Raw genomic sequence first — 19613 nt, forward strand, 5'->3', positions numbered from 1 at the left:
TTTCGTTTCTTGGCGCAAGATTAGCGCATGCAGGACCGGCGCGCCACCGTGCCCGGCAAATCCTCTTGCGCGCCGAAACCGCCAAGGCGCAACGACAGGCCGACGCTGGTTTCCGCCCGAACGCTGTCCGAACTGGTGAACCGGCGCGATATGCCCATGTCCACCGTCAGGCATTCGTTGCGATAGGTCAGATCCAGTGATGCGCGCTGCGCCCGGTCGGCCACGAAGTCGTAGCGGGTCTCCGCCCGGCCCCACCAGCCGTCGCGGATCTGCCAGCCGACATTGGCGGCCAGTTCGCTGACGTCGGGCAATCCGGCGTCCTGTCCCTCGCCGTCCAGCCACAGATGGCCCGCCGACAATTGCAGGTCGTCGCGCAGCCAGCCCAGGCGCAGTTCATTGCGCGACAGGGACAGGTTGTCGTCGATCAGCGCCCGGTTGGCGATGGCCAGGCCCGTTCCGCTGTCGTATTGCGCGGCCACCAGCCAGTCGGAACTGGTCCCCGACAGGGCCGAGCCCGTCGGAAAGGCGCGTTCGGGATCGGCGCGCAGCACGCGCCCCCCGGTCAGGGCCAGAGACCAGCCGGTCGGGTCGATCCGCGTCCAGGTCGCGCCCAGATTGGCGCGCAGCCCCCCCTCGCGCGCGTCCCATCCCGGAAAGCGGTTGTCGGAAAACAGGTTTCCTTCGTCGAATTCGACCAGGCGGCTGTCCTCGTTCGGGATGTCGTCGTCGTTGCCGTGCGGCGAATACAGGATCTGGGCCACGGGTTCGACCATATGGGTGGCGCCGTCGCGGCCGCCGATCAGCGGCCAGCGCAGTTCGACGCCCACCGTGGGATCGGCGCGGGCCACCAGGTCGTCATAGCGGCTGTCCTGCGCGATGCGATAGATGTCGGCGTCAAGACCGGCGAGCGCGGCCCCCACAACGCCAAAAGGCAGGATTTCGCTGCGTTGCCAGTCCAGCCCGACCGACGCACGGGCCATGTCGCGTCCTGCCCGATCCCGGTCGGACGGGCGGCGGTGCGCATGGACCGACCATTCCATCAAGGCCTGTCCGCCGATGTAATGGGGGACAAAGCGCCGCTGCCAGATCACGTCGGCCACCTGCGCGGGCGAGGTGCTGTTGTCCTCGTCGTCGCGCAGGGACCGGTAATTGCCGACGCGCCCGAAGAACAGCTTGTCGCGGGTCACGCGGTCCAGGGTAAGACCGCTCCACAGGCGGTCGGCGTCGGTGATGCCGTAATCCAGCAGATAGCCCCGGTCGGACGCCACCTGCACCTGCACCCCCAGGCGATAGCCGCGCGGCAGGTCGATCAGCGCGTTGCCGAAGACGTATCCCCGCGTGCCGCCCGGTTCGATGTCGTCGCGGCTGACCGCGCCGTTCCATTCGGTGACGCCGCGCGACCAGGCCTGGCGATAGCGCATTTCCAGCGTCCGCGTCCGGCTGGCCGAGACATAGGGCGTGACCGTCACGTCGGCCTGATCGCCCAGCGTGATGAAATAGGGCAGCTTGATCCCGAACCCCAGCCCCGAGGTGGTGCGGAATTCCGGCCGCAGGAACCCTGTGCGGCGTTCCACCGTCGGGTCGGGGGCGGTCAGGGTAAAGGGTGCGGCGGCCAGCGGGATACCCATGGCACGAAACTGCGGACGGTCGAAGGTGATAAGGCGGGTTTCCGCGTCATGGGTAATGCTGCGTGCGCGGATTTCCCACAACGGCGTCGGATTGGACGCGCAGACCTGGCAGCTGGACGCGATGACATAGCGCAGGTTGGTCATCCGGCCATTGCCCGTCCGGGTCAGTTCGCGGGCGGCAAGCTGCAATTCGCGGGCCAGGACCAGCCGCGCGCCGCGGATGATGCCGTCCTGCAATTCGCGGTCAAGCTGGCCCGATTCGGCAATCAGGATCGCTTCGGAATCGGGATCGGCGGCGCCGGGTCGGGACAGGTGGATCGGCCCCTCGATGGTCAGGTCGCCCGATGCCCCGTCCACCACGATGCGCGACGCCACCAGCCGGGCGCCCTGATACCAGACCACCACCCCGCCCGCCGCGATCAGCGTGCGGTCGCCTTGCAGGACCATGCTGTCGGCCAGAACCGTCGCCGCCTGGTCCTGCGCATCGCCCGTGTCGCGGGCGGGCAGGATCACATCGGCATCCGGGGCCGTGGCCTTCAGGGCGGCGGCATCGGGGGTGCGGTCGCCCAGGATGGCATTGCCCAGGGGCGTGGCGGCGGGCGCCAGCGCGGCATCGCCGCGCCAGCCCAGACCGGCCGTGCCGCCGATGCTGCCCGCACCAAGGCCCGGATCCTGGCTCGGCATCGTCTGGGCAGGCGCCAGCGACGGCACCAGCATCGCCAGTCCCAGCAGCCAGCCTTTCCGTATGCGTCCGTTCATCCATCCTCCCGCGCAAGGATCAGCGCGACGGCCAGAAGGCCGCCCACCAGCGGCGGGGTCCATCCGGCCAGCCAGGGGGGCACCTGCCCGTTGTCGCCCAGAACCTGCGCCAGATTGCGCAGGAAGAACAGCCCGATCCCGGCCCCGAAGGCCAGCAGGACCGCCCCGCCGGTGCTGCGGCCGCGCAGATGCCGCATGGTGAAGGCGGCGGCCACCAGCACCATGGCGGCCATCAGAAAGGGCCGGGCCAGTTCCATCTGCAACCAGACCTTGTGGCGCGCCGCCGAAAAGCCGGCCCGTTCAAGGCCCGCGATGAAACCCGGCAACTGCCAGACCGGCACGGCCTCGGGGCGGCCGAAACCCTCGCGGATGCGCTGCGCAGTCAGGTCGGACGCCAGATCCATCGCGGGCACCACGGTGACGCCGGACTCGGGATTGGCATCGGTCAGGGGATAGTCGCGCACATCCGCCAGCTTCCACAGGCCGGGCGCCAGCCGGGCCTCGCGCGCCTCGATCCGGCGGACGGGGCCTTGGTCCTGGTCGAAGACCATGAAGGTCGCGTCATACAGCGTCGTGGCATCCGGGCTGGCGCGGCGGGCGCGAATGACGATCTGGCCCGATTCCTGCGCCCCCTCGACCACCGCCTGCCGCAGCCAGACGGCGCTGTCGCCCACCGACACGGTCTGGCGGCTGGCGCGGTCGATGGCGGCCACCGCGGCGTCGAACCGCGCGCCGGTCACGGCCACCAGGGGGTTCAGAAAGGCGACGGTCAGCGCGCCCGCCAGGGCGGCCGTTACCGCGGGGGCGGTCACGACCTTCAACGCTGACCGGCCCGATGCCCGGATCGCCACCATTTCGGACGTGCGCGCCAGGTTCAGAAACAGCGCGATTCCCGCCAGAACGGTCAGCAACGGCAGGATCGCGTAAAAGCTGGAGGCGATGTTCAGCCCGGCCAGCCCCAGGGCGCCCCCCAGGCCGATGTCGCGGTCCGAAAAGCGGCGGATCATCTCGATCATGTCGATCAGCAGCAGGATCAGCAGGAACACCCCGGCGATGGTCAGAAACGACCGCAGGAACCGACGCGCGACATAGCGGGCCAAGATCATGCCGGCACACCCCCCGATTTCAGCCGCCGGGGCCTGCCCGCCAGCCACAGCAAGCCGCAGCACATCGCGGCGCCGATCAGGGCGGGCAGATACAGCACCGGCCACAGCGACGGGTCGCGCCCGGCCTGGTCGGCGGCGGCATTGGTCAGGAACTGCACGGCGATCAGCCCTGCGATCGCCCACAGCACCTGCCGCCAGACGCCGAACCGGGAATAGCCCCCGATCAGAAGCGTGGCAAAACCGATCATCGCGGCGATGGGCGACAGCAGGGGCTGGGCGATTCGCTCGTGCGCCTCGCGCCGCGCCTCGGCGGGGGCGGCGCCGGTCGCGGCCAGCAGGGCCGCATCGGGATCAAGCAGCCGCACGGTGCCGTAATCGCGCAGGTCGCGGCCCCGTTGCCCGCCGCCCGCGAACATCGCCCCCACGTCATAGCTGAGTTCGTCGAACCGCGTCACGGCCAGCGATTGCCGGTCCCCCGATTGGCGCAGGTTCTGCGACATGCCGCGCAGCAGGATCAGCACCGGGCCCGTCTCGGCGCGCACGACCAGGGCTTCCTCGGAGGTATAGACCGTCTGGTTGGCGGGGTCGCGCGCATCCTCGATGAACAGATCCAGCAGGCGCCCGTCCCCGGCGATGTCGCGGATGAACAGGGTGATGCCGTCGGACGGATACTGGAAGGTGCCGGGGCGCAGGAACCGTTCGGTCGCGTCCTGGGCCAGTTCGGCCTGGCGGTCGGCCAGCCGCGCGCGGGCCATGGGCACCAGCCCATGCACCAGCACCGCCACCATCACGCCCACGAGGACGCCGAAGACCAGCACCGGCCGCGCCAGCCGCCAGGGCGACAGCCCGGCCGCCTGCATGGCGACCAGTTCCGATTCCCCGGCCATCCGGTTGGTGCCATAGGCGGTGGCCGCGAAGGCCGCGACCGGCAGCACGACCGAAATGACAAGCGGCAGCGTCAGCGCCGTGAATTCCAGCACGACCAACGCGGTCCGCCCGTCGCTGAGAAGATCGTCGAACAGGCTGACGGCCCGGTTGATCCAGTAGACCGACACCAGCACCAGGGCGAAGAATCCGAACAGCGTCAGCATCTGGCCAAGGATGTATCGGTCGATCCGGGGCATGGGGCGGGCTGATCCTTCGGGCGGCGTCTCACGTTCTGCTTAGCGGCAAGGGCGGGTCTGGAAAAGGGTGCGCGGCGGGGCTAGGCTTTGATGCGCAGAAAGATGAGGACGCCATGACCCAGCCCGCCCCGATCACCTTCACCGACATCGCCACCGACCGGCTGGCCAGCCACGCAGGCCGCGTGGCGCTGATCGTGGCGCCGGGGGGCAAGCTTCCGTCGGGCCTGCCGCGCGGCGCGCGCGAGGCGGCGCAGCGGGCGCTGGATTCGAAGGCGGGCCGGGGGCTGAAGCCCGGCGCGGCGCTGGAACTGGCCTTTCCGGCGGGCATGGCGGCGGATGCGCTGACGCTGGTGGCGCTGCCTGCGGGCGCCTCGGTGGCCGAAGCGCGCAAGGCGGGCGCGGCCATCGGCGCCAAGCTGGGCACCACGCACACGCTGGTGCTGGCGGGCGGGCACAGGCGGGCGGGCGACATCGCGCTGGGCATCGCGCTGCGGGGGTATGACTTTTCCGTCTATCAGACCAAGCCCGCCGAGGACGGGCCAGAGACCGGTCCCGATCCGATTCCGCAAAGCGTCACGCACGAGGCCGACACGGCCGTTCTGGCCGACGCCCAGGCCGACAGCGCCCCGGACGCCCCGGACGAGCCGGTCAGCGAAAAGGCCCGCGTGACCTTCATGGCCAAGGATCCCGAAGCCCTGGCCAAGGCGGCCCAGGACGCGGCGGCGGTGGCCGAGGGGGTGTTCTTCACCCGCGATCTGGTCAACGAACCCGCCAACGTCCTGACCACCACCGATTTCGCCGACCGCCTCAAGGCGATGGAGGAGATCGGCCTGACCGTCGAAGTGCTGGAGGAGGAGGAGCTGCACGGCCTGGGGATGCGCGCCCTGCTGGCCGTGGGCCAAGGCAGCGAATCGCCCTCCAGGGTGGTGGTGATGCGCTGGAACGGCGGCGGCGACGAGGCGCCCCTGGCCCTGGTCGGCAAGGGCGTGGTGTTCGACACCGGCGGCATTTCCATCAAGCCCGGCGCGGGGATGGAGGAGATGACCATGGACATGGGCGGCGCGGGCGTGGTGGCGGGCGTGATGCGCACGCTGGCCCTGCGCCGAGCGCGGGCCAATGTCGTGGGGCTGGTCGGGCTGGTGGAAAACATGCCCGACGGGCGCGCCTATCGCCCCGGCGACATCCTGAAATCCATGAAGGGCGACACGATCGAGGTCGTGAACACCGACGCCGAGGGGCGCCTCGTGCTGGCCGACGTGCTGTGGTACGCGCAGACCCGCTTTACCCCCAAGGCGGTCATCGACCTGGCGACGCTGACCGGCGCCGTCATCATCGCCTTGGGCCACGACAACGCGGGCGTGTTCGCCAACGACGATGCGCTGGCCGACACCCTTCTGTCCGCCGCGCGGGCCGAGGGCGAGGGCGCCTGGCGCCTGCCCCTGGGCCAGCCCTATGACGCGTTGATAAAGTCGCGCCTGGCGGACATGAAGAACACCGGCGGGCGCGCGGCGGGGTCGATCACGGCGGCGCAGTTCCTGCAACGCTTCATCCGCAAGGGCCAGCCCTGGGCGCATATCGACATCGCCGGTGTCGCCCTGCCGCCCGGCGCGACCGATCTGGCCCCCAGAGGCGCGACCGGCTGGGGCGTGATGACCCTGAACCGCCTGATCCGGGATCGGTACGAGGCGCGGTGAAACGACTGGTCGCGTAGCAGACATGAAAAAATTCGATGCGGCGGCCAGAACGCATTTTTTCCAGGAACTGGACGGGGAACGGTCCGGCCTTGTCCAGATCAGTGATGACTGTGTCAAGTGGAGTGTCTTTGGCTTCGATACGCAGCTTGATCGTCCTGACGGTCAACCTGCCCATGTGGTGATGGACGATGGCCGCATCCTTTCGCTTCATGGAAACGTAACAGTCTCGACCGGAAGAAATATGGTCGCCAGTGCCCCCGATGCCCGTGGACACCGAGAGAAACGCCTTGTCAGTCGTGCCGAAGTGCTGTCACATCTGGCGCTGATCGGAACCGATCCGTGGCGCGCGGACGAACCGGTCCGGCGCGTCTCTTTCCGCTCCCCGGATGCCGAGTATCTATTCGTGCATGCCGAAAAACAACGCTGCATCATTCAGAAAGAGTCATTCTCTGAAGACAATATAAGCTTTTTCAATACCTCTGTTGGTGTGGAAACCTATGGCGCCAACCACGATGTTACCTTGATCCTTGGCAACCCCGTTCCCAGGATGGACGGAATACGCTTCTACATCGAGTTTCCTGAAGGCTGCCCACTCAACGCTGTGTGGCAACGTTTAACGACCTACCTTTCGTTTCTGTCGTTTATGGCTAACCGCCATGTCGCGGCGCAATCCATCCGCATGGGCAAGGTGTTGAAAAGAGACGCCATGCAGCCAGAACACGAGGCCGTCTTGTCCTGGCTTGAACCGGAACCCCAAGGCGAAGCATGCCCTGCGGCGAAGGCTCCCTTTGCAGCATGGGACGATGAGGACCTTGCCTCCCTGGGTCAAGGCTTGTCTTGCTGGATCGGTCGTATCGAAGGTTGGCAGGACGCCTATGTCCGTATGACGGCCTGCCGCGGATCCACCGAGAGGGACGCCAGCGAACGCCTGCTAACCGCATGGCGGTGGTTCGAGCGTCTGCCGGATACAAGGGAAAGAAAAGTTCTCGATCCACTAGCGATCAAACCTCTTGCCGATGCGGCATTTGCTGTCGCACAGGAGCAAGGTCTGGATATTTCCAGGAAACGCATTGATGGATCGTTACGGACGCTTTGCAAGGAAGGTTTCGAACAGCGGGTCAGGCGACTGGTGGCTTTTCGCCATGCAGGGCACGGATATTGGCGGCATTCGGACCGAGGTGGCAAAGGACATATCCGCTGGGCGCGAGATGCGCGGGGCCGCAGCGCATGGAAATATCGCAAAGCCCGGACAGCAGGCGGCTATTCAACGGGTTTGTTCCACATATGCCACCGAAACTTTCTGCTTTCTCTGGACCGCAAGGGATCTTCCCCTGACACCGGGGCGCCGGGGACAGTTGAGCCACCATCCCCTGGTTGCAGAATATATTCGCCTGCTGGCAGCAAATCGGACATCATTGCCATGAACAAGGCTTCCATCCTTCGCAGAACCGCGCAACATCCCGCCCGGCCGGAGGCCTGATGGGCAACGCGCTGTTCTATCACCTGACCCGATCCCCGGCGGAAAGCCTGCTGCCCACGCTGATCGGCAAGTCCCTGGCTGCGGGCTGGCATGTGGAACTGCGCGGCACCGATCCCGCCCGGATGGAGCGGCTGGATCTGCATTTGTGGCAAGGCGACGGGTTCTTGCCGCACGGTCTGGCGGGCGGGCCGCATGATGCGCGCCAGCCGGTGTTGCTGACTGTGGCCGGCCAGGCTGTCGCAGGACAGGCCGTGGCAGGGCAGGGGGCCGCGAACAACCCCGCCTGCCTGATGGCGCTTGACGGGGCCGAGGTCGCGGCTGCCGAATGCCGGGTATTGGAACGGACCTGCATCATCTTCGACGGCGGCGACGCAGCCGCCACCACCCAGGCGCGCGAGCGGTGGCGGCTGCTGACCCAGGCGGGCATCGCCGCGGAATACTGGTCCGAGGAATCGGGCCGCTGGGAACGCAAGCGGTAACCATGCGCGCGGCCGTCACGCGGCCGCGTGGCCGGCCAACCGGGCGTGCAGGTCGCCGCGCGCCAGGCTGGCCCTGGACCCCTGCATGACCGCGCGGCCGCGTTCCAGCACCAGGAACTCATCGCCAAGATCCCAGGCGAAATCGAAGAACTGTTCGACCAGCACGATGGCCATGTCGCCCCGGTCGCGGAGCGCGGCGATGACGCGGCCGATCCCTGCTATGATGTTGGGCTGGATTCCCTCGGTCGGTTCGTCCAGCAGCAACACGCGCGGCTTGGCGATCAGCGCGCGGGCGATGGCCAATTGCTGCTGCTGGCCGCCCGACAGGTCGCCGCCGCGCCGGTGCGCCATCTCGGCCAGGACGGGAAAGCTGTCGAAGATCGTATCCGGGATGCGGCGGTCCCGGCGGGGCAGGCAGGCAAAGCCCGTCTCCAGGTTCTCGCGCACGGTCAGCATCGGAAAGATCGCCCGGCCCTGCGGGACATAGCCCACGCCCAGCCTTGCCATCTGCTGCGCGGTGATCCGGCCCAGGTCTGTGCCGTCAAGGCGGATGGTCCCGCCGGAACGCGGATGCCGCCCGGCCAGCAGGTTCATCAAGGATGTCTTGCCCACGCCGTTGTTGCCCATCACGCAGGTCACGGAACCGGGGCGCGCGGCGATGTCGATTCCATGCAGGATCTGGCTGCCGCCGTAATGCAGGGTCAGGTCGGTGGCTTCCAGCATGTCCTATCGCCCCAGATAGACGTCGATGACGTCTGGATTGCGGGTCACATGGTCCAGCGACCCTTCGGCCAGCACCGACCCCTGGTGCAGCACCGTGACCTTGCAGTTCAGGCGGCGCACGAAATCCATGTCGTGTTCGACCACGATCACCGCCCGCGTCCGCGCCAGCCGCACCAGCAGCGCGGTGGTCTGTTCGCGTTCGGCCAGGGTCATGCCCGCCGCCGGTTCGTCGACCAGCAGCAGGCGCGGTTCCTGCGCCAGCAGCATCCCGATTTCCAGCCATTGTTTCTGGCCATGAGACAGCTCACCGGCCTTGCGTGGCAGGTGATCGGCCAACCCCACCTCGGACGCCAGATCCGCCACCCGCGTCGCGGACGCGCGCGACGGACGCCAGCCCAGCACGGCGAAGGGGCTGCGGTCGGCCTTCAGCGCCATGGTGAGGTTGTCGGCGACCGACTGATCCTCGAACACGGTGGGACGCTGGAACTTGCGGCCCACGCCTTCGCGGGCGATCCGCGCCTCGTTCAGGCGCAGCAGCGATTTCGGCGGCGTGCCCCATTTCACGTCGCCGCTGTCGGGACGGGTCTTGCCGGTCACGATGTCCATGAAGGTCGTCTTGCCCGCGCCATTGGGGCCGATCACGGCGCGCAGTTCCGCATCGCCGATGCTGAAGGACAGGTTGTTGATCGCCCGGAACCCGTCGAAGCTGACCGAGATTCCGTCCACCTCCAGAAGCGCGCTCATGCCCTGGCCTCTTGCTCCTGAAGCGCGCCCTGGTCGGGGCCAAGGTCGCGGCCGTGGCGGCGCGGGGACAGGATGCCGCCCAGCCGATCGACGATGCCCGCGATGCCCTTGGGCGCGAACAGCGTGACCAGCACGAAGGACAGGCCAAGCGCCACCTGCCACCAGTCCACCCAATTCACCGTATAGCCCGGCAGATGGATGGACGGCGCCCGCCCGCCGGTGAACCAGCTGGACAGCAGCGACACGACCACCGCGCCGACGATGGCGCCATACAGCCGGCCGCGCCCGCCGATCGCGACCCAGACCGCCAGATAGATCGAGGCGATGGGCATCAGTTCCGCCGGATTGATGATCCCGGCCTGCGGGTAATACAGCGCGCCCGCAATGGCGGTGATGATCGCGGCCAGCGTGAAGACCACCAGCTTGAACCCCTCGACCGGATAGCCCAGGAACCGCACGCGAGTCTCGTCGTCGCGGATGGCGCGGACCACGCTGCCGAACTTGCCGCTGACCACCCAGGCCGCCAGCACATAGGCCAGCCCCAGGGCCAGGGCGGACGCCCACAGGAACCAGACCGACAGGGTGGCCTGATCGACCTCGTCCAGGCCGGGGATGTTCTGCAACCCCGACAGCCCGTTGTTGCCGCGAAAGCCATTGTCGTTCTGGAACAGCCACAGCGCCAGGGCCAGCGTCATCGCCTGGGTCAGGATCGACAGATAGACGCCGTTGACGCGGCTGCGGAAGGCCAGCCAGCCGAACGCCAGGGCCAGCAGGCCGGGCACCGCCAGCACCAGGGCCAGCTGGATCGGCAGCGAATGGGCAAAGGCCCAGACCAGCGGCAGGTCCGCCGATCCGACGACGCCGAAGATCTGGTTGGCGACGCCTTCCTGCAATTCGGCCGGTGTGGGCGGGATCGGGTTTCCCGCCAGGGACGCGGCGACGATGGCTTCGGTGCGCGCATACATCAGCCACTGCCCGATCAGGTATCCGCCAAGCGCGAAGAAGGCCATCTGTCCCAGCGACAGGATGCCCAGATAGCCCCACACCAGATCCATGGCGACCGCCGCCAGCGCCAGGCACAGGGTCTTGCCCAGCACCTTGACGGTCGAGGTCGGGATGACGCCGCTGCCATAGGCCTGGCTCAGCAGCGTGACCGCAAGGGTGAAGACGGACAGGACCGCCAGCACGACCAGGATGGATGGATTGCGCAGGATAAAGGGTTTCCGGGTCAGTTTGTCGGTCATGGGGTCACGCCTCGGCCGCGCGGCCGCGCTGCGGGATGATGCCGCGCGGGCGGAACTGGATGAAGATGATGATGAACAGGATCATGAAGGTCTGCGCGGCCAGCGCGTTGGCGGGGTTCAGGGCCTCGATCACCTTGGACAGCCCGCCGATCAGGCCTGCGCCGGCCAGCGTGCCCCAGATGGTGCCGACGCCGCCCACGACCACGGTCATGAAGCTTTGCACGATGTAGTGCTGGCCCAGTTCCGACGTGACCTGCGCGAACAGCCCGATGGCCACGCCCGCGATCCCCGCGATCCCCGACCCCAGGCCAAAGGTCATCATGGCGATGCGGTCGGGGTTGATGCCCATGGACGCGGCCATGCCGGGGTCCTGGGTGACGGCGCGGACCTCCAGCCCCAGCCGGGTGCGCTTCATGATGAACAGGAACAGGCCCAGGAACAGCAGGGCCAGCACGAAGATCGCCACCCGGATCGAACTGATCGAGATCACGTCGTTGACCGTGATCGCGCCTTCCAGCCAGGCGGGCGCGGTCAGCGGGCGGGCCTGCGTGCCGAAGATGTTCTTGGCCAGCTGTTGCAGCGCGATGGACACGCCAAAGGTCGCCAGCAGCGTTTCCAGCGGACGGCGCGCGAGGTGGCGGATCACCAGCCGGTACAGCACCACCCCCGCCCCGAAGGTCACCGCGAAGGCCAGCGGCAGGGCCACCACCAGCGACAGGGTGCGGTCGGCGATCAGCGTCTGCACCGTATAGCCGGTATAGGCGCCCATCATGATGAATTCGCCATGCGCCATGTTGATGACGCGCATCACGCCAAAGGTCACGGCCAGCCCGATGGCCGCCAGGAAATAGATCGAGGCCATGGACAGCGCATCCAGCCCCAGATCGATCCCGGCCATCGCCGCCAGCCGAACCTGCGCGCCCCTCTCGGCCGCGCGGGCGGCATCGGTGACGGCGCGGTCCGGCTCGGCATAGATCTCGAAAAAGCGGTTGGCCTCGATGGCCGCGTCGGCCTCGGCGTCGGTGGCGGCGGGGGGAACGGTGCCCGTGGCCTCCAACGCCTCGTAGGCGCGGTCGCGGGCGGCGGGATCGGACAAATCGGCGACGGGCACACCGCCCGCGGTGCCGTCCACGATGCTGGCCGCCAGCGCGTTGCGCTGATCGGCCGGGGTCAGGCGGGGTTGCAGGACACCCTGGCCGGTCAGCAGGGCGACCGCCGCCTCGCGCGGGAAGTCGCCGCCGATGGACAATTCGCGGGCGACGTTGGCGTCGGCGGGTTCGTCCGCTGCCGCGATGCGGGTGGTGGCCAGCAACGGGTTCAGGACGGCGCGGAAATCCAGGCCGACATCGCCCGCCATGCTCTCGATGGCGGCAACGCGGGATGCGGGATCGGGGTCGAAGCGGATCGCCAGCAGGCTGGTGGCCCGGTCGCGCTGGGCGGCCAGGGCCGGATCCTTCTCGGGCGGGGCGGCACGCAGGGCGGCAAGATGGTCGGCGGTGCCGTCGCGGGCGATGCGGGCCAGGGCGGCGGCGCGGCGGGCCGGATCGGGGCTGGAGATCTCGTTCGCAACCAGGGCGGATTCGATGACGCCGCGTACGCCGGAATTGGGTCGCAGCATCCTGGGATCGGCGCCCGGCACCGGTTGGCCGGTCACGGCATCGGTGGCCGCGTCGCCCCGGACAATCAGCAGCCGCCCGTCTTCGGTCACGCCCAGCGACCGGTCGGCCCACGCGGACAGCAGGGCCAGCCCCTCGGGGCCGGTCGCAGCAAGGTCGGCCACCAGCGGTTCGACCGTGCGGCGCGAGGGTTTCTCGATCTGGTCGAGGTTGGCGTCGATGACCGCCCGAAGGGCCGGGTTGGCCGCCGCCGGCAGGGCAAAAAGCAAGGACAGGACAAGGACGATCAGCGGGCGGATCATGGGCGCGTTCCCGGAAATGGGGGGCGATCCAAGCCGCCCCCGGCAGGATCAATAGTTCGACTGGACCTGCACGCAGGCGTTCGTTTCGGTGTTGAACATGCCGCAGTCCTTGCCGGGCCAGTCGGCCTCCAGCTTGGCCGATTCGGGCAGGTGATCGGTCCAGGCGTCGCCCGGCACGGGGTCGGTCTGGCTGACGATGTCGAACTGGCCGTCCTCGCGGATTTCCCCGATCAGGACCGGCTTGGTGATGTGGTGGTTGGGCAGGACGGTGGCAGTGCCGCCGGTCAGGTTCGGAACCTCGACCCCCACGATGGCGTCCAGCACCGGATCGACATCGGTGGTGCCCGCCTTTTCGACGGCGGCGACCCAAGCCTTGAAGCCGATCACGGTGGCCTCCATCGGGTCGTTGGTCACGCGGTTCTCGTCGCCGATGAAATCTTTCCATTCCTTGATGAAGGCGGTGTTGGCGTCGGATTCCGCCGTCTGGAAGTAATTCCACGCGGCCAGGTGGCCGACCAGGTTCGCGGTATCCAGGCCTGCCAGTTCCTCCTCGCCCACGGAAAAGGCCATGACCGGAATGTCGTCCGCCGACACGCCCGCCGCCGCCAGTTCCTTGTAAAAGCCCACGTTCGCGTCGCCGTTGATGGTGGACACGACGCCGACCTTCTTGCCGTCCGCGCCCAGGGCCACGACATCGGCCACGATCTTGGACCAGTCGGAATGGCCGAAGGGAGTGTAGTTGACGAAGATGTCCTCGGCCGCGACGCCCTTGCCTTTCAGATAGGCGTCCAGGATGTTGTTCGTGGTGCGCGGGTAAACGTAATCCGTGCCCAGCAGCGCCCATTTCTCGACGCCCAGTTCGTCGGCCATGTAATCGACCGCCGGGATCGCCTGCTGGTTGGGGGCGGCGCCGGTATAGATGACGTTCCTGGACGATTCCTCGCCCTCGTACTGGACCGGATAGAACAGCAGGCCGTTCAGTTCCTCGATCACCGGCAGGACGGATTTGCGCGACACCGAGGTCCAGCAGCCGAAGATCGCGTCCACATCGCTGACGGTCAGCAACTCGCGCGCCTTTTCAGCAAACAGTGGCCAGTCGGACGCAGGGTCCACGACCACAGCCTCCAGCGGGCGGCCCAGCAGCCCGCCCTTGGCGTTCTGCTGTTCGACCATCATCAGGACCGTGTCCTTCAGCGTGGTTTCCGAAATCGCCATGGTGCCCGACAGCGAATGCAGCACGCCGATCTTGATGGGCTCTCCGTCCTGCGCCCAGGCGCCGTGTGCCGCAAGGGTGGCGGCGGTCAGCACCAGTGTCGCGGAAAATCGTTTCATCGTTACCTTCCCCGGCCGTTCGGCCCGTGTCCCTGTTGGTCCCATGAAGGCGCGGGGCCTTCGCAGGTGCAGCAAGCCGGGTTTCGGACAGGCTGAACAGGTTTCGGGCAGGTTTCCGGCAGGGGATGCGGCAACTGGTTCGAAAGCGGGCAGGCGGAAGGGCACCTGCCTGCCGCGCGGGCAGGATCAGGCCGGACGCGGGGTCAGGCCGCCGTTGTCGATCAGGAAGGCGACGATCCGGTCCACCCCCCTGCCGTGGCGCAGTTGCGCCATGACCACGGGGCGGACACCCCGCGCGGCCCGCGCATCGGATTCCAGCAGAACGGCGTCCACGCCCACATGGGGCGCCAGGTCGGTCTTGTTCACCACCAGCAGGTCGGACCGCGCCAGCCCCGGCCCGCGCTTGCGCGGGATGTCCTGGCCCGCGGCGGTGTCGATGACATAGATCGTCAGGTCGGCCAGTTCCGGGGAAAAGGTCGCGGCCAGATTGTCGCCGCCCGATTCGATCAGGATCAGGTCCAGATCGGGAAAGGCCGCGTTCAGATCGGCGATGGCGGCCAGGTTGATGCTGGCGTCTTCGCGGATTGCGGTATGCGGGCAGCCGCCGGTTTCCACGCCCCGGATGCGGTCCTGCGGCAGCACCTGGGCGCGCATCAGCGCCTCGGCATCCTCGCGGGTGTAGATGTCGTTGGTGATGACGGCCATCGACAGGCGCGGGGCCAGGGCGCGGGCCAGTTGTTCGGTCAGCGTGGTCTTGCCCGCGCCGACGGGGCCGCCGATGCCAACGCGCAAGGGTCCGTGGTTGCTCATGATCGGAATATCCTGACGGGCATGGTTTCGTGGCGCATGGCGGCGATGTCGGCTCCCCAGGCGGTGCCGGCAAGGTCGTCTTGGGTCGCCTGGGCCGCGCGGGCGGCGGCGGCAAGGATCGCGGGGTGCAGGGCGGCCAGCATCCGCTGCCCTTCGACCGGGCCAAGCGGCATGAAGCGGACGGCGGCGCCGATCTGGACGGCGGCCTGGGCTTGCAGGAATGCCGCGATGATCTCGGGGTGCGGCAGGGGCAGCGCGGCGCAGGCGCGGCCAAAGGCCACCGGCAAGGCGGCGGGGGGCTGGTCTCGCCCGGTCAGCGCGGCGATATTGGCGGCGAAGGCGGTGCCCTGTTCGACGGTCTCGGCCAAGCGTTGCGAGGACAAGCAGGCGGCGCGGGCAAGGTCGTCCAGGGCGGCATGATCCGTGGCCCGCAGGGACAGCGCCACGAGAACGGCATCGGCCCAGCCCGCGCCGTGATCCAGCCAGCCAGCCAGCCACGGCGCCAGGGTCGCCCGGGTGACGAGGCCCGCATCCATCGCCCATTCCAGCCCCTGCGACCAGGCGAAGCCGCCCACCGGAAAGGCGGGCGACAGGATCTGGGCCAGATGCAGGCGCGCGGCCTCAGGCGTGGTGGTGTTCGGGGGCGTGGGAATGGCTGTGGCCCTGCGTGGCATGGGAATGGTCGTGCGCATGGGAATGGTCAGGCGCCGGGCCGTGATCGTGCCCGAAGGTGCGGCCATGGCCATAGGCGCCGCCTTCCGGGCGGAAGGGCAGGGCCTTGTGACAGATTTCGGCGCCCAGCTTGCGCAGCATCGCCTCCAGCACGTGATCCTGTCGGATGACCAGGCGGTCGGCCTCGATCCGGCAGGGGGTGTGGCGGTTGCCGATGTGCCAGGCCAGGCGGGGCAGGTTGCCGCGGATGACCAGCACGGGTTCGGGCTTGGCGCGGACCACGATCCGGCGGCCGTCGGACAGATCGAACGCGTCGCCGTCTTCCAGGCTGGTGGCTTCGGGCAGGTCCACCAGGAAATCCCCGCCGCCGGAATCGCCGTCGCAGGTCAGCTTCCTGCGCCGCAGCAGGCGGCCTTCGTAATCCAGCGCGACCTCTCCGTCAAAGGGCGCGGGGGCGTTGCGGGTGATGCTGGCGGCGGTAATCATGGCGTGGTCCTCCCTCAAAAGAGGAAATAGCGTTGGGCCATCGGCAGTTCCGCCGCAGGCTCGCATGTTAACAATTGTCCATCGGCGCGGACCTCGTAGGTTTCGGGATCGACCTCGATCACCGGCATGGCGGCGTTCAGCACCATGTCGGCCTTGCCGATGGCGCGGGTGTTCTCGACCGCGATCAGGGTCTTTTGCAGGCCCTCGCCTGCGCCGTCCTCCAGCCCGGCCCTGCTGACGAACAGCGCCGAGGCGCGGCGGTTATGCCCCCACATCGGGCGCGAGAACATGGGCTGCACGGGGATCGATCCGTTCGGATCGCCCATCTGCGCCACGCTGATCTGCCCGCCGACCAGCACCATCTCGGGCTTCACGCCGAAGAAGGCGGGCGACCACAGCACCAGGTCGGCGCGCTTGCCGGGGGCGATGCTGCCGATATGGGCGGAAACGCCATGGGCGATGGCGGGGTTGATGGTGTATTTGGCGATATATCGCCGGGCGCGCAGGTTGTCGTTGTCACCTTGTTCGTCCGGCAACCGCCCGCGCTGCCGGCGCATCTTGGATGCGGTCTGCCAGGTGCGGATGATGACCTCTCCGATCCGGCCCATGGCCTGGCTGTCGGACGAGATCACGCTGAATGCGCCCAGATCGTGCAGGATGTCCTCGGCCGCGATGGTTTCGCGGCGGATGCGGGATTCGGCAAAGGCCACGTCCTCGGGGACGCGGCGGTCGAGGTGGTGGCAGACCATCAGCATGTCGAGATGCTCCTCGACCGTGTTCCGCGTATAGGGCCGGGTCGGGTTGGTCGATGACGGCAGGACGTTCGCCATGCCGACCATGCGGATGATGTCGGGGGCGTGCCCGCCGCCCGCGCCTTCGGTGTGATAGGCGTGGATGGTGCGGCCCGCGATGGCGGCCATGGTATCCTCGACAAAGCCGGATTCGTTCAGCGTGTCGGTGTGGATCATCACCTGCACGTCCATCCGGTCCGCGACGCCCAGGCAGCAGTCGATGGCGGCGGGGGTGGTGCCCCAGTCCTCGTGCAGCTTCAGCGCGCAGGCGCCCGCGCGGACCTGTTCCTCCAGCGGTGCCTTGACGCTGGCGTTGCCCTTGCCCGCGATGCCGATGTTGACGGGCAGGTCGGCGCAGGCCTCGATCATCCGGGCAATGTGCCAGGGGCCGGGGGTGCAGGTGGTGGCGAGCGTCCCATGCGCGGGCCCGGTGCCGCCGCCCAGCAGGGTGGTGACGCCGGAATGCAGCGCGTGATCCACCTGCTGCGGGCAGATATAGTGGATGTGGCAGTCAAAGCCGCCGGGCGTCAGGATGCGGCCTTCGCCGGCGATGATCTCGGTTCCGGGTCCGATCACCAGGGTGACGCCGGGCTGGGTGTCGGGATTGCCGGCCTTGCCGATTCCGGCGATGCGGCCGTCACGCAGGCCCACGTCGGCCTTGGTGATCCCCTGGTGGTCAAAGACCACGACGCCGGTGATGACGGTATCCATCGCGCCGCCCGCGCGCGTGACCTGGGACTGGCCCATGCCGTCGCGCACGACCTTGCCGCCGCCGAACTTGACCTCCTCTCCGGGAATGGTCAGGTCGCGCTCGACCTCGATCAGCAGGTCGGTGTCGGCCAGGCGGATGCGGTCGCCGGTGGTGGGGCCGTAAAGGGCGGCATAGTTAGCGCGGGACAGGCGGGTCACAGCGCCCCCATGACGGCTTTGCGGAAACCCTGCACAATGCGGTTGCCCGCATAGGGGATCAGCCGCACCTCTCGCGACTGACCGGGTTCGAACCGGACGGCAGTTCCCGCGGGGATCGACAGGCGCATCCCGCGCGCGGCCACACGGTCGAAATCCAGGGCCGGGTTGGTTTCGGCGAAATGGTAATGGCTGCCGACCTGGATCGGGCGGTCGCCGGTGTTGGCGACCATCACCGCGATCGGGTCGCGACCGGGGTTCAGGGCGATGTCGCCGGGGGCGGGCAGGATTTCGCCGGGGATCACGGCCGCCCCCGCAGGAACAGCCACGCCGCCATGCCCAGGGCGATAATCATGGCCAGGGTCGCCAGGTGATCGGCCTGCGACAGAAGATGGACCGGAGACGCGCTGCCGTGATCGCCAGGATGGGCCAGAACGGCCTGTGGAATCATCAACGCGGCGGCAAGGGCATAGGGCTTCATTCAAACCTCGTGGCGGATCGGGTGGTGGACGGTGACAAGCTTGGTGCCGTCGGGAAAGGTGGCCTCGACCTGGACGGATTCGATCATGGCGGGCACCCCCTCCATGCACTGGCCCGCCGTGACGACATGCGCCCCCGCCTGCATCAGGTCGGCGACGCTGCGGCCATCGCGCGCGCCCTCGACCACGAAATCGGTGATGAGCGCGATGGCCTCGGGGTGGTTCAGCCTGACGCCGCGCGCCAGCCGCCCGCGCGCCACCATGGCGGCGACCGAGATCAGCAGTTTCTCGCGTTCACGAGGGGAAAGGTTCATCGTCAGACCTGCCAGATGCGGGGAAGGGGATCGGGACGCAGCACCGCCAGCAGCCGGTTGACCTGCCGCCGCAGGGGCCAGTCATCCTGCGCCAGCAGGCGGATCACCAGCCGCCCCCGCGGCGCGCTGGCAGCACCGGCAACGCCGGGTTCGTCCAGCACGGCGCGGGTGCGGTCCAGCAGGTCGGGCGCCTGGGGCGCGATCATTGCCAGCGTCGCCACCGCGCGCGCCCCGCCCAGCAGGGCCGGGCCGCCCAACCGGGGCAGGCCCGCATCGCCCAGGGCCATGGCGTCGTGATGAACGATCCGGCCCGCCCGGCGCACCACGCGGCGGTCCCGCAGATGCAGGCGGCAGGGGCGTTCGCCCATCGCCAACCGGCCCAGCACGATCATGTCCAGCAGCAGGCAGCCCGCGCCGGGGGCCAGATCGACCTGCGTGTCGCGGACCAGGCGGGCGCCGTCGAACAGGATCGTTTCCTGCGGCAGCCAGTCCACCCAGCCGCCCTCGCCGACATGCAGGCAGACCCCGGCGCGGGCGGCCATGCCTTCGGCGCGATAGGCCCGTTCGGCTGTTTGCGTGGTGGCCACGGCACCGGCCTTGTCCCGCAGCGTCACCGAAAACGACAGGCTGTCGCCCGAGGCCAGCCCGCCCGACGTGTTGAGAAACACGATTTCCGGCAATCCCGCCGTCACGCGGGGCAGCATCGCCTTGGCCGAACCGGACTGCGCCAGATCCACCAGTCCCCGCGGTCCCATGACCACCTGCGCGTCCCCGTGGCTGCGTTGAAGAAAGGGTTGGGCGGGATGGCTGTCGAACATGCGCCGACAGGGCGGCCTGGCAGGCAAAACGTCAATCGCCCGGCATCCCGGAACTGCCTGCCGGGCGCGCAGCGGGCCGCCGTCTGATCGCCAAACGGGCGTCTTG

At 68.4% G+C, this 19613-nt stretch carries 19 protein-coding genes; 3 read left to right on the forward strand and 16 right to left on the reverse strand.

From position 1 onward, the window contains the following. Positions 1-20: 20 nt before the first annotated feature. Genes CHB77_RS05010 through lptF form a run of 3 tightly spaced genes read right to left on the reverse strand, consistent with a single transcriptional unit; the run spans position 21 to position 4617 of the window. Positions 21-2387, reverse strand: coding sequence for an LPS-assembly protein LptD (locus tag CHB77_RS05010; protein WP_242626529.1), 2367 nt, complete (start codon positions 2385-2387; stop codon positions 21-23). Beyond that, positions 2384-3493: an LPS export ABC transporter permease LptG gene (gene lptG / locus CHB77_RS05015; RefSeq protein WP_089387066.1), complete on the reverse strand. Its 1110-nt coding sequence runs from the start codon at positions 3491-3493 to the stop codon at positions 2384-2386. The genes CHB77_RS05010 and lptG overlap by 4 nt, the downstream gene beginning before the upstream one ends. Beyond that, positions 3490-4617 carry an LPS export ABC transporter permease LptF gene (lptF, locus tag CHB77_RS05020; RefSeq protein WP_089387067.1) on the reverse strand — a complete coding sequence of 376 codons (1128 nt, stop codon included), beginning with the start codon at positions 4615-4617 and terminating at the stop codon, positions 3490-3492. The genes lptG and lptF overlap by 4 nt, the downstream gene beginning before the upstream one ends. A 113-nt stretch (positions 4618-4730) precedes the next feature. Between lptF and CHB77_RS05025 the strand changes: the two genes are divergently transcribed. From CHB77_RS05025 to CHB77_RS05030, 3 genes are read left to right on the forward strand one after another with little or no spacing between them, the layout of a single operon-like run. After that, positions 4731-6311 carry a leucyl aminopeptidase gene (locus CHB77_RS05025; RefSeq protein ID WP_089387068.1) on the forward strand — a complete coding sequence of 527 codons (1581 nt, stop codon included), beginning with the start codon at positions 4731-4733 and terminating at the stop codon, positions 6309-6311. 22 nt (positions 6312-6333) lie between these two features. Then, positions 6334-7791, forward strand: coding sequence for a hypothetical protein (locus CHB77_RS17995; protein ID WP_131023314.1), 1458 nt, complete (start codon positions 6334-6336; stop codon positions 7789-7791). After that, on the forward strand, positions 7791-8270 hold the full coding sequence (locus tag CHB77_RS05030; protein ID WP_089387069.1) for a DNA polymerase III subunit chi: 480 nt from the start codon (positions 7791-7793) through the stop codon (positions 8268-8270). The genes CHB77_RS17995 and CHB77_RS05030 overlap by 1 nt, the downstream gene beginning before the upstream one ends. Positions 8271-8285: 15 nt before the next feature. Here the strand turns inward: CHB77_RS05030 and urtE are convergent, their stop codons facing one another. From urtE to CHB77_RS05095, 13 genes are all read right to left on the reverse strand, one after another. Further along, positions 8286-8993 carry an urea ABC transporter ATP-binding subunit UrtE gene (gene urtE / locus CHB77_RS05035; protein WP_089387070.1) on the reverse strand — a complete coding sequence of 236 codons (708 nt, stop codon included), beginning with the start codon at positions 8991-8993 and terminating at the stop codon, positions 8286-8288. Positions 8994-8996: 3 nt separating this feature from the next. Next, positions 8997-9737 carry an urea ABC transporter ATP-binding protein UrtD gene (gene urtD / locus CHB77_RS05040; RefSeq protein ID WP_089387071.1) on the reverse strand — a complete coding sequence of 247 codons (741 nt, stop codon included), beginning with the start codon at positions 9735-9737 and terminating at the stop codon, positions 8997-8999. Continuing rightward, positions 9734-10981, reverse strand: coding sequence for an urea ABC transporter permease subunit UrtC (gene urtC / locus CHB77_RS05045; RefSeq protein ID WP_089387072.1), 1248 nt, complete (start codon positions 10979-10981; stop codon positions 9734-9736). The genes urtD and urtC overlap by 4 nt, the downstream gene beginning before the upstream one ends. A 4-nt stretch (positions 10982-10985) precedes the next feature. Continuing rightward, positions 10986-12896, reverse strand: coding sequence for an urea ABC transporter permease subunit UrtB (gene urtB / locus CHB77_RS05050; protein WP_423212875.1), 1911 nt, complete (start codon positions 12894-12896; stop codon positions 10986-10988). A 51-nt stretch (positions 12897-12947) separates the two neighbouring features. Beyond that, positions 12948-14231, reverse strand: coding sequence for an urea ABC transporter substrate-binding protein (gene urtA, locus CHB77_RS05055; RefSeq protein ID WP_089387074.1), 1284 nt, complete (start codon positions 14229-14231; stop codon positions 12948-12950). 186 nt (positions 14232-14417) lie between these two features. Then, a complete protein-coding gene (ureG, locus tag CHB77_RS05060) occupies positions 14418-15041 on the reverse strand; it encodes an urease accessory protein UreG (RefSeq protein ID WP_089387075.1) in 624 nt (207 codons plus the stop codon). Further along, entirely contained in the window at positions 15038-15715 is a 678-nt protein-coding gene (locus CHB77_RS05065; RefSeq protein ID WP_089387076.1) for an urease accessory protein UreF, read from the reverse strand. Before CHB77_RS05065 ends, ureG begins: the two co-directional genes overlap by 4 nt. Next, complete coding sequence (locus tag CHB77_RS05070) at positions 15663-16199, reverse strand: urease accessory protein UreE (protein ID WP_089387077.1); 537 nt, start codon at positions 16197-16199, stop codon at positions 15663-15665. The genes CHB77_RS05065 and CHB77_RS05070 overlap by 53 nt, the downstream gene beginning before the upstream one ends. Positions 16200-16213: 14 nt before the next feature. Next, positions 16214-17899 carry an urease subunit alpha gene (gene ureC / locus CHB77_RS05075; RefSeq protein ID WP_089387078.1) on the reverse strand — a complete coding sequence of 562 codons (1686 nt, stop codon included), beginning with the start codon at positions 17897-17899 and terminating at the stop codon, positions 16214-16216. Further along, positions 17896-18201: an urease subunit beta gene (locus CHB77_RS05080; protein WP_089387079.1), complete on the reverse strand. Its 306-nt coding sequence runs from the start codon at positions 18199-18201 to the stop codon at positions 17896-17898. Before CHB77_RS05080 ends, ureC begins: the two co-directional genes overlap by 4 nt. Further along, the gene (locus CHB77_RS05085) at positions 18198-18377 is read right to left on the reverse strand and encodes a hypothetical protein (protein WP_089387080.1); all 180 of its coding nucleotides are present in this window, start codon (positions 18375-18377) and stop codon (positions 18198-18200) included. The genes CHB77_RS05080 and CHB77_RS05085 overlap by 4 nt, the downstream gene beginning before the upstream one ends. Further along, a complete protein-coding gene (locus CHB77_RS05090) occupies positions 18378-18689 on the reverse strand; it encodes an urease subunit gamma (RefSeq protein WP_089387081.1) in 312 nt (103 codons plus the stop codon). A 2-nt stretch (positions 18690-18691) separates the two neighbouring features. After that, a complete protein-coding gene (locus tag CHB77_RS05095) occupies positions 18692-19507 on the reverse strand; it encodes an urease accessory protein UreD (protein WP_089387082.1) in 816 nt (271 codons plus the stop codon). Positions 19508-19613 lie beyond the last annotated feature (106 nt).

The sequence above is a fragment of the Paracoccus sediminis genome (assembly GCF_900188295.1).
Taxonomy (GTDB): Bacteria; Pseudomonadota; Alphaproteobacteria; order Rhodobacterales; family Rhodobacteraceae; genus Paracoccus; species Paracoccus sediminis.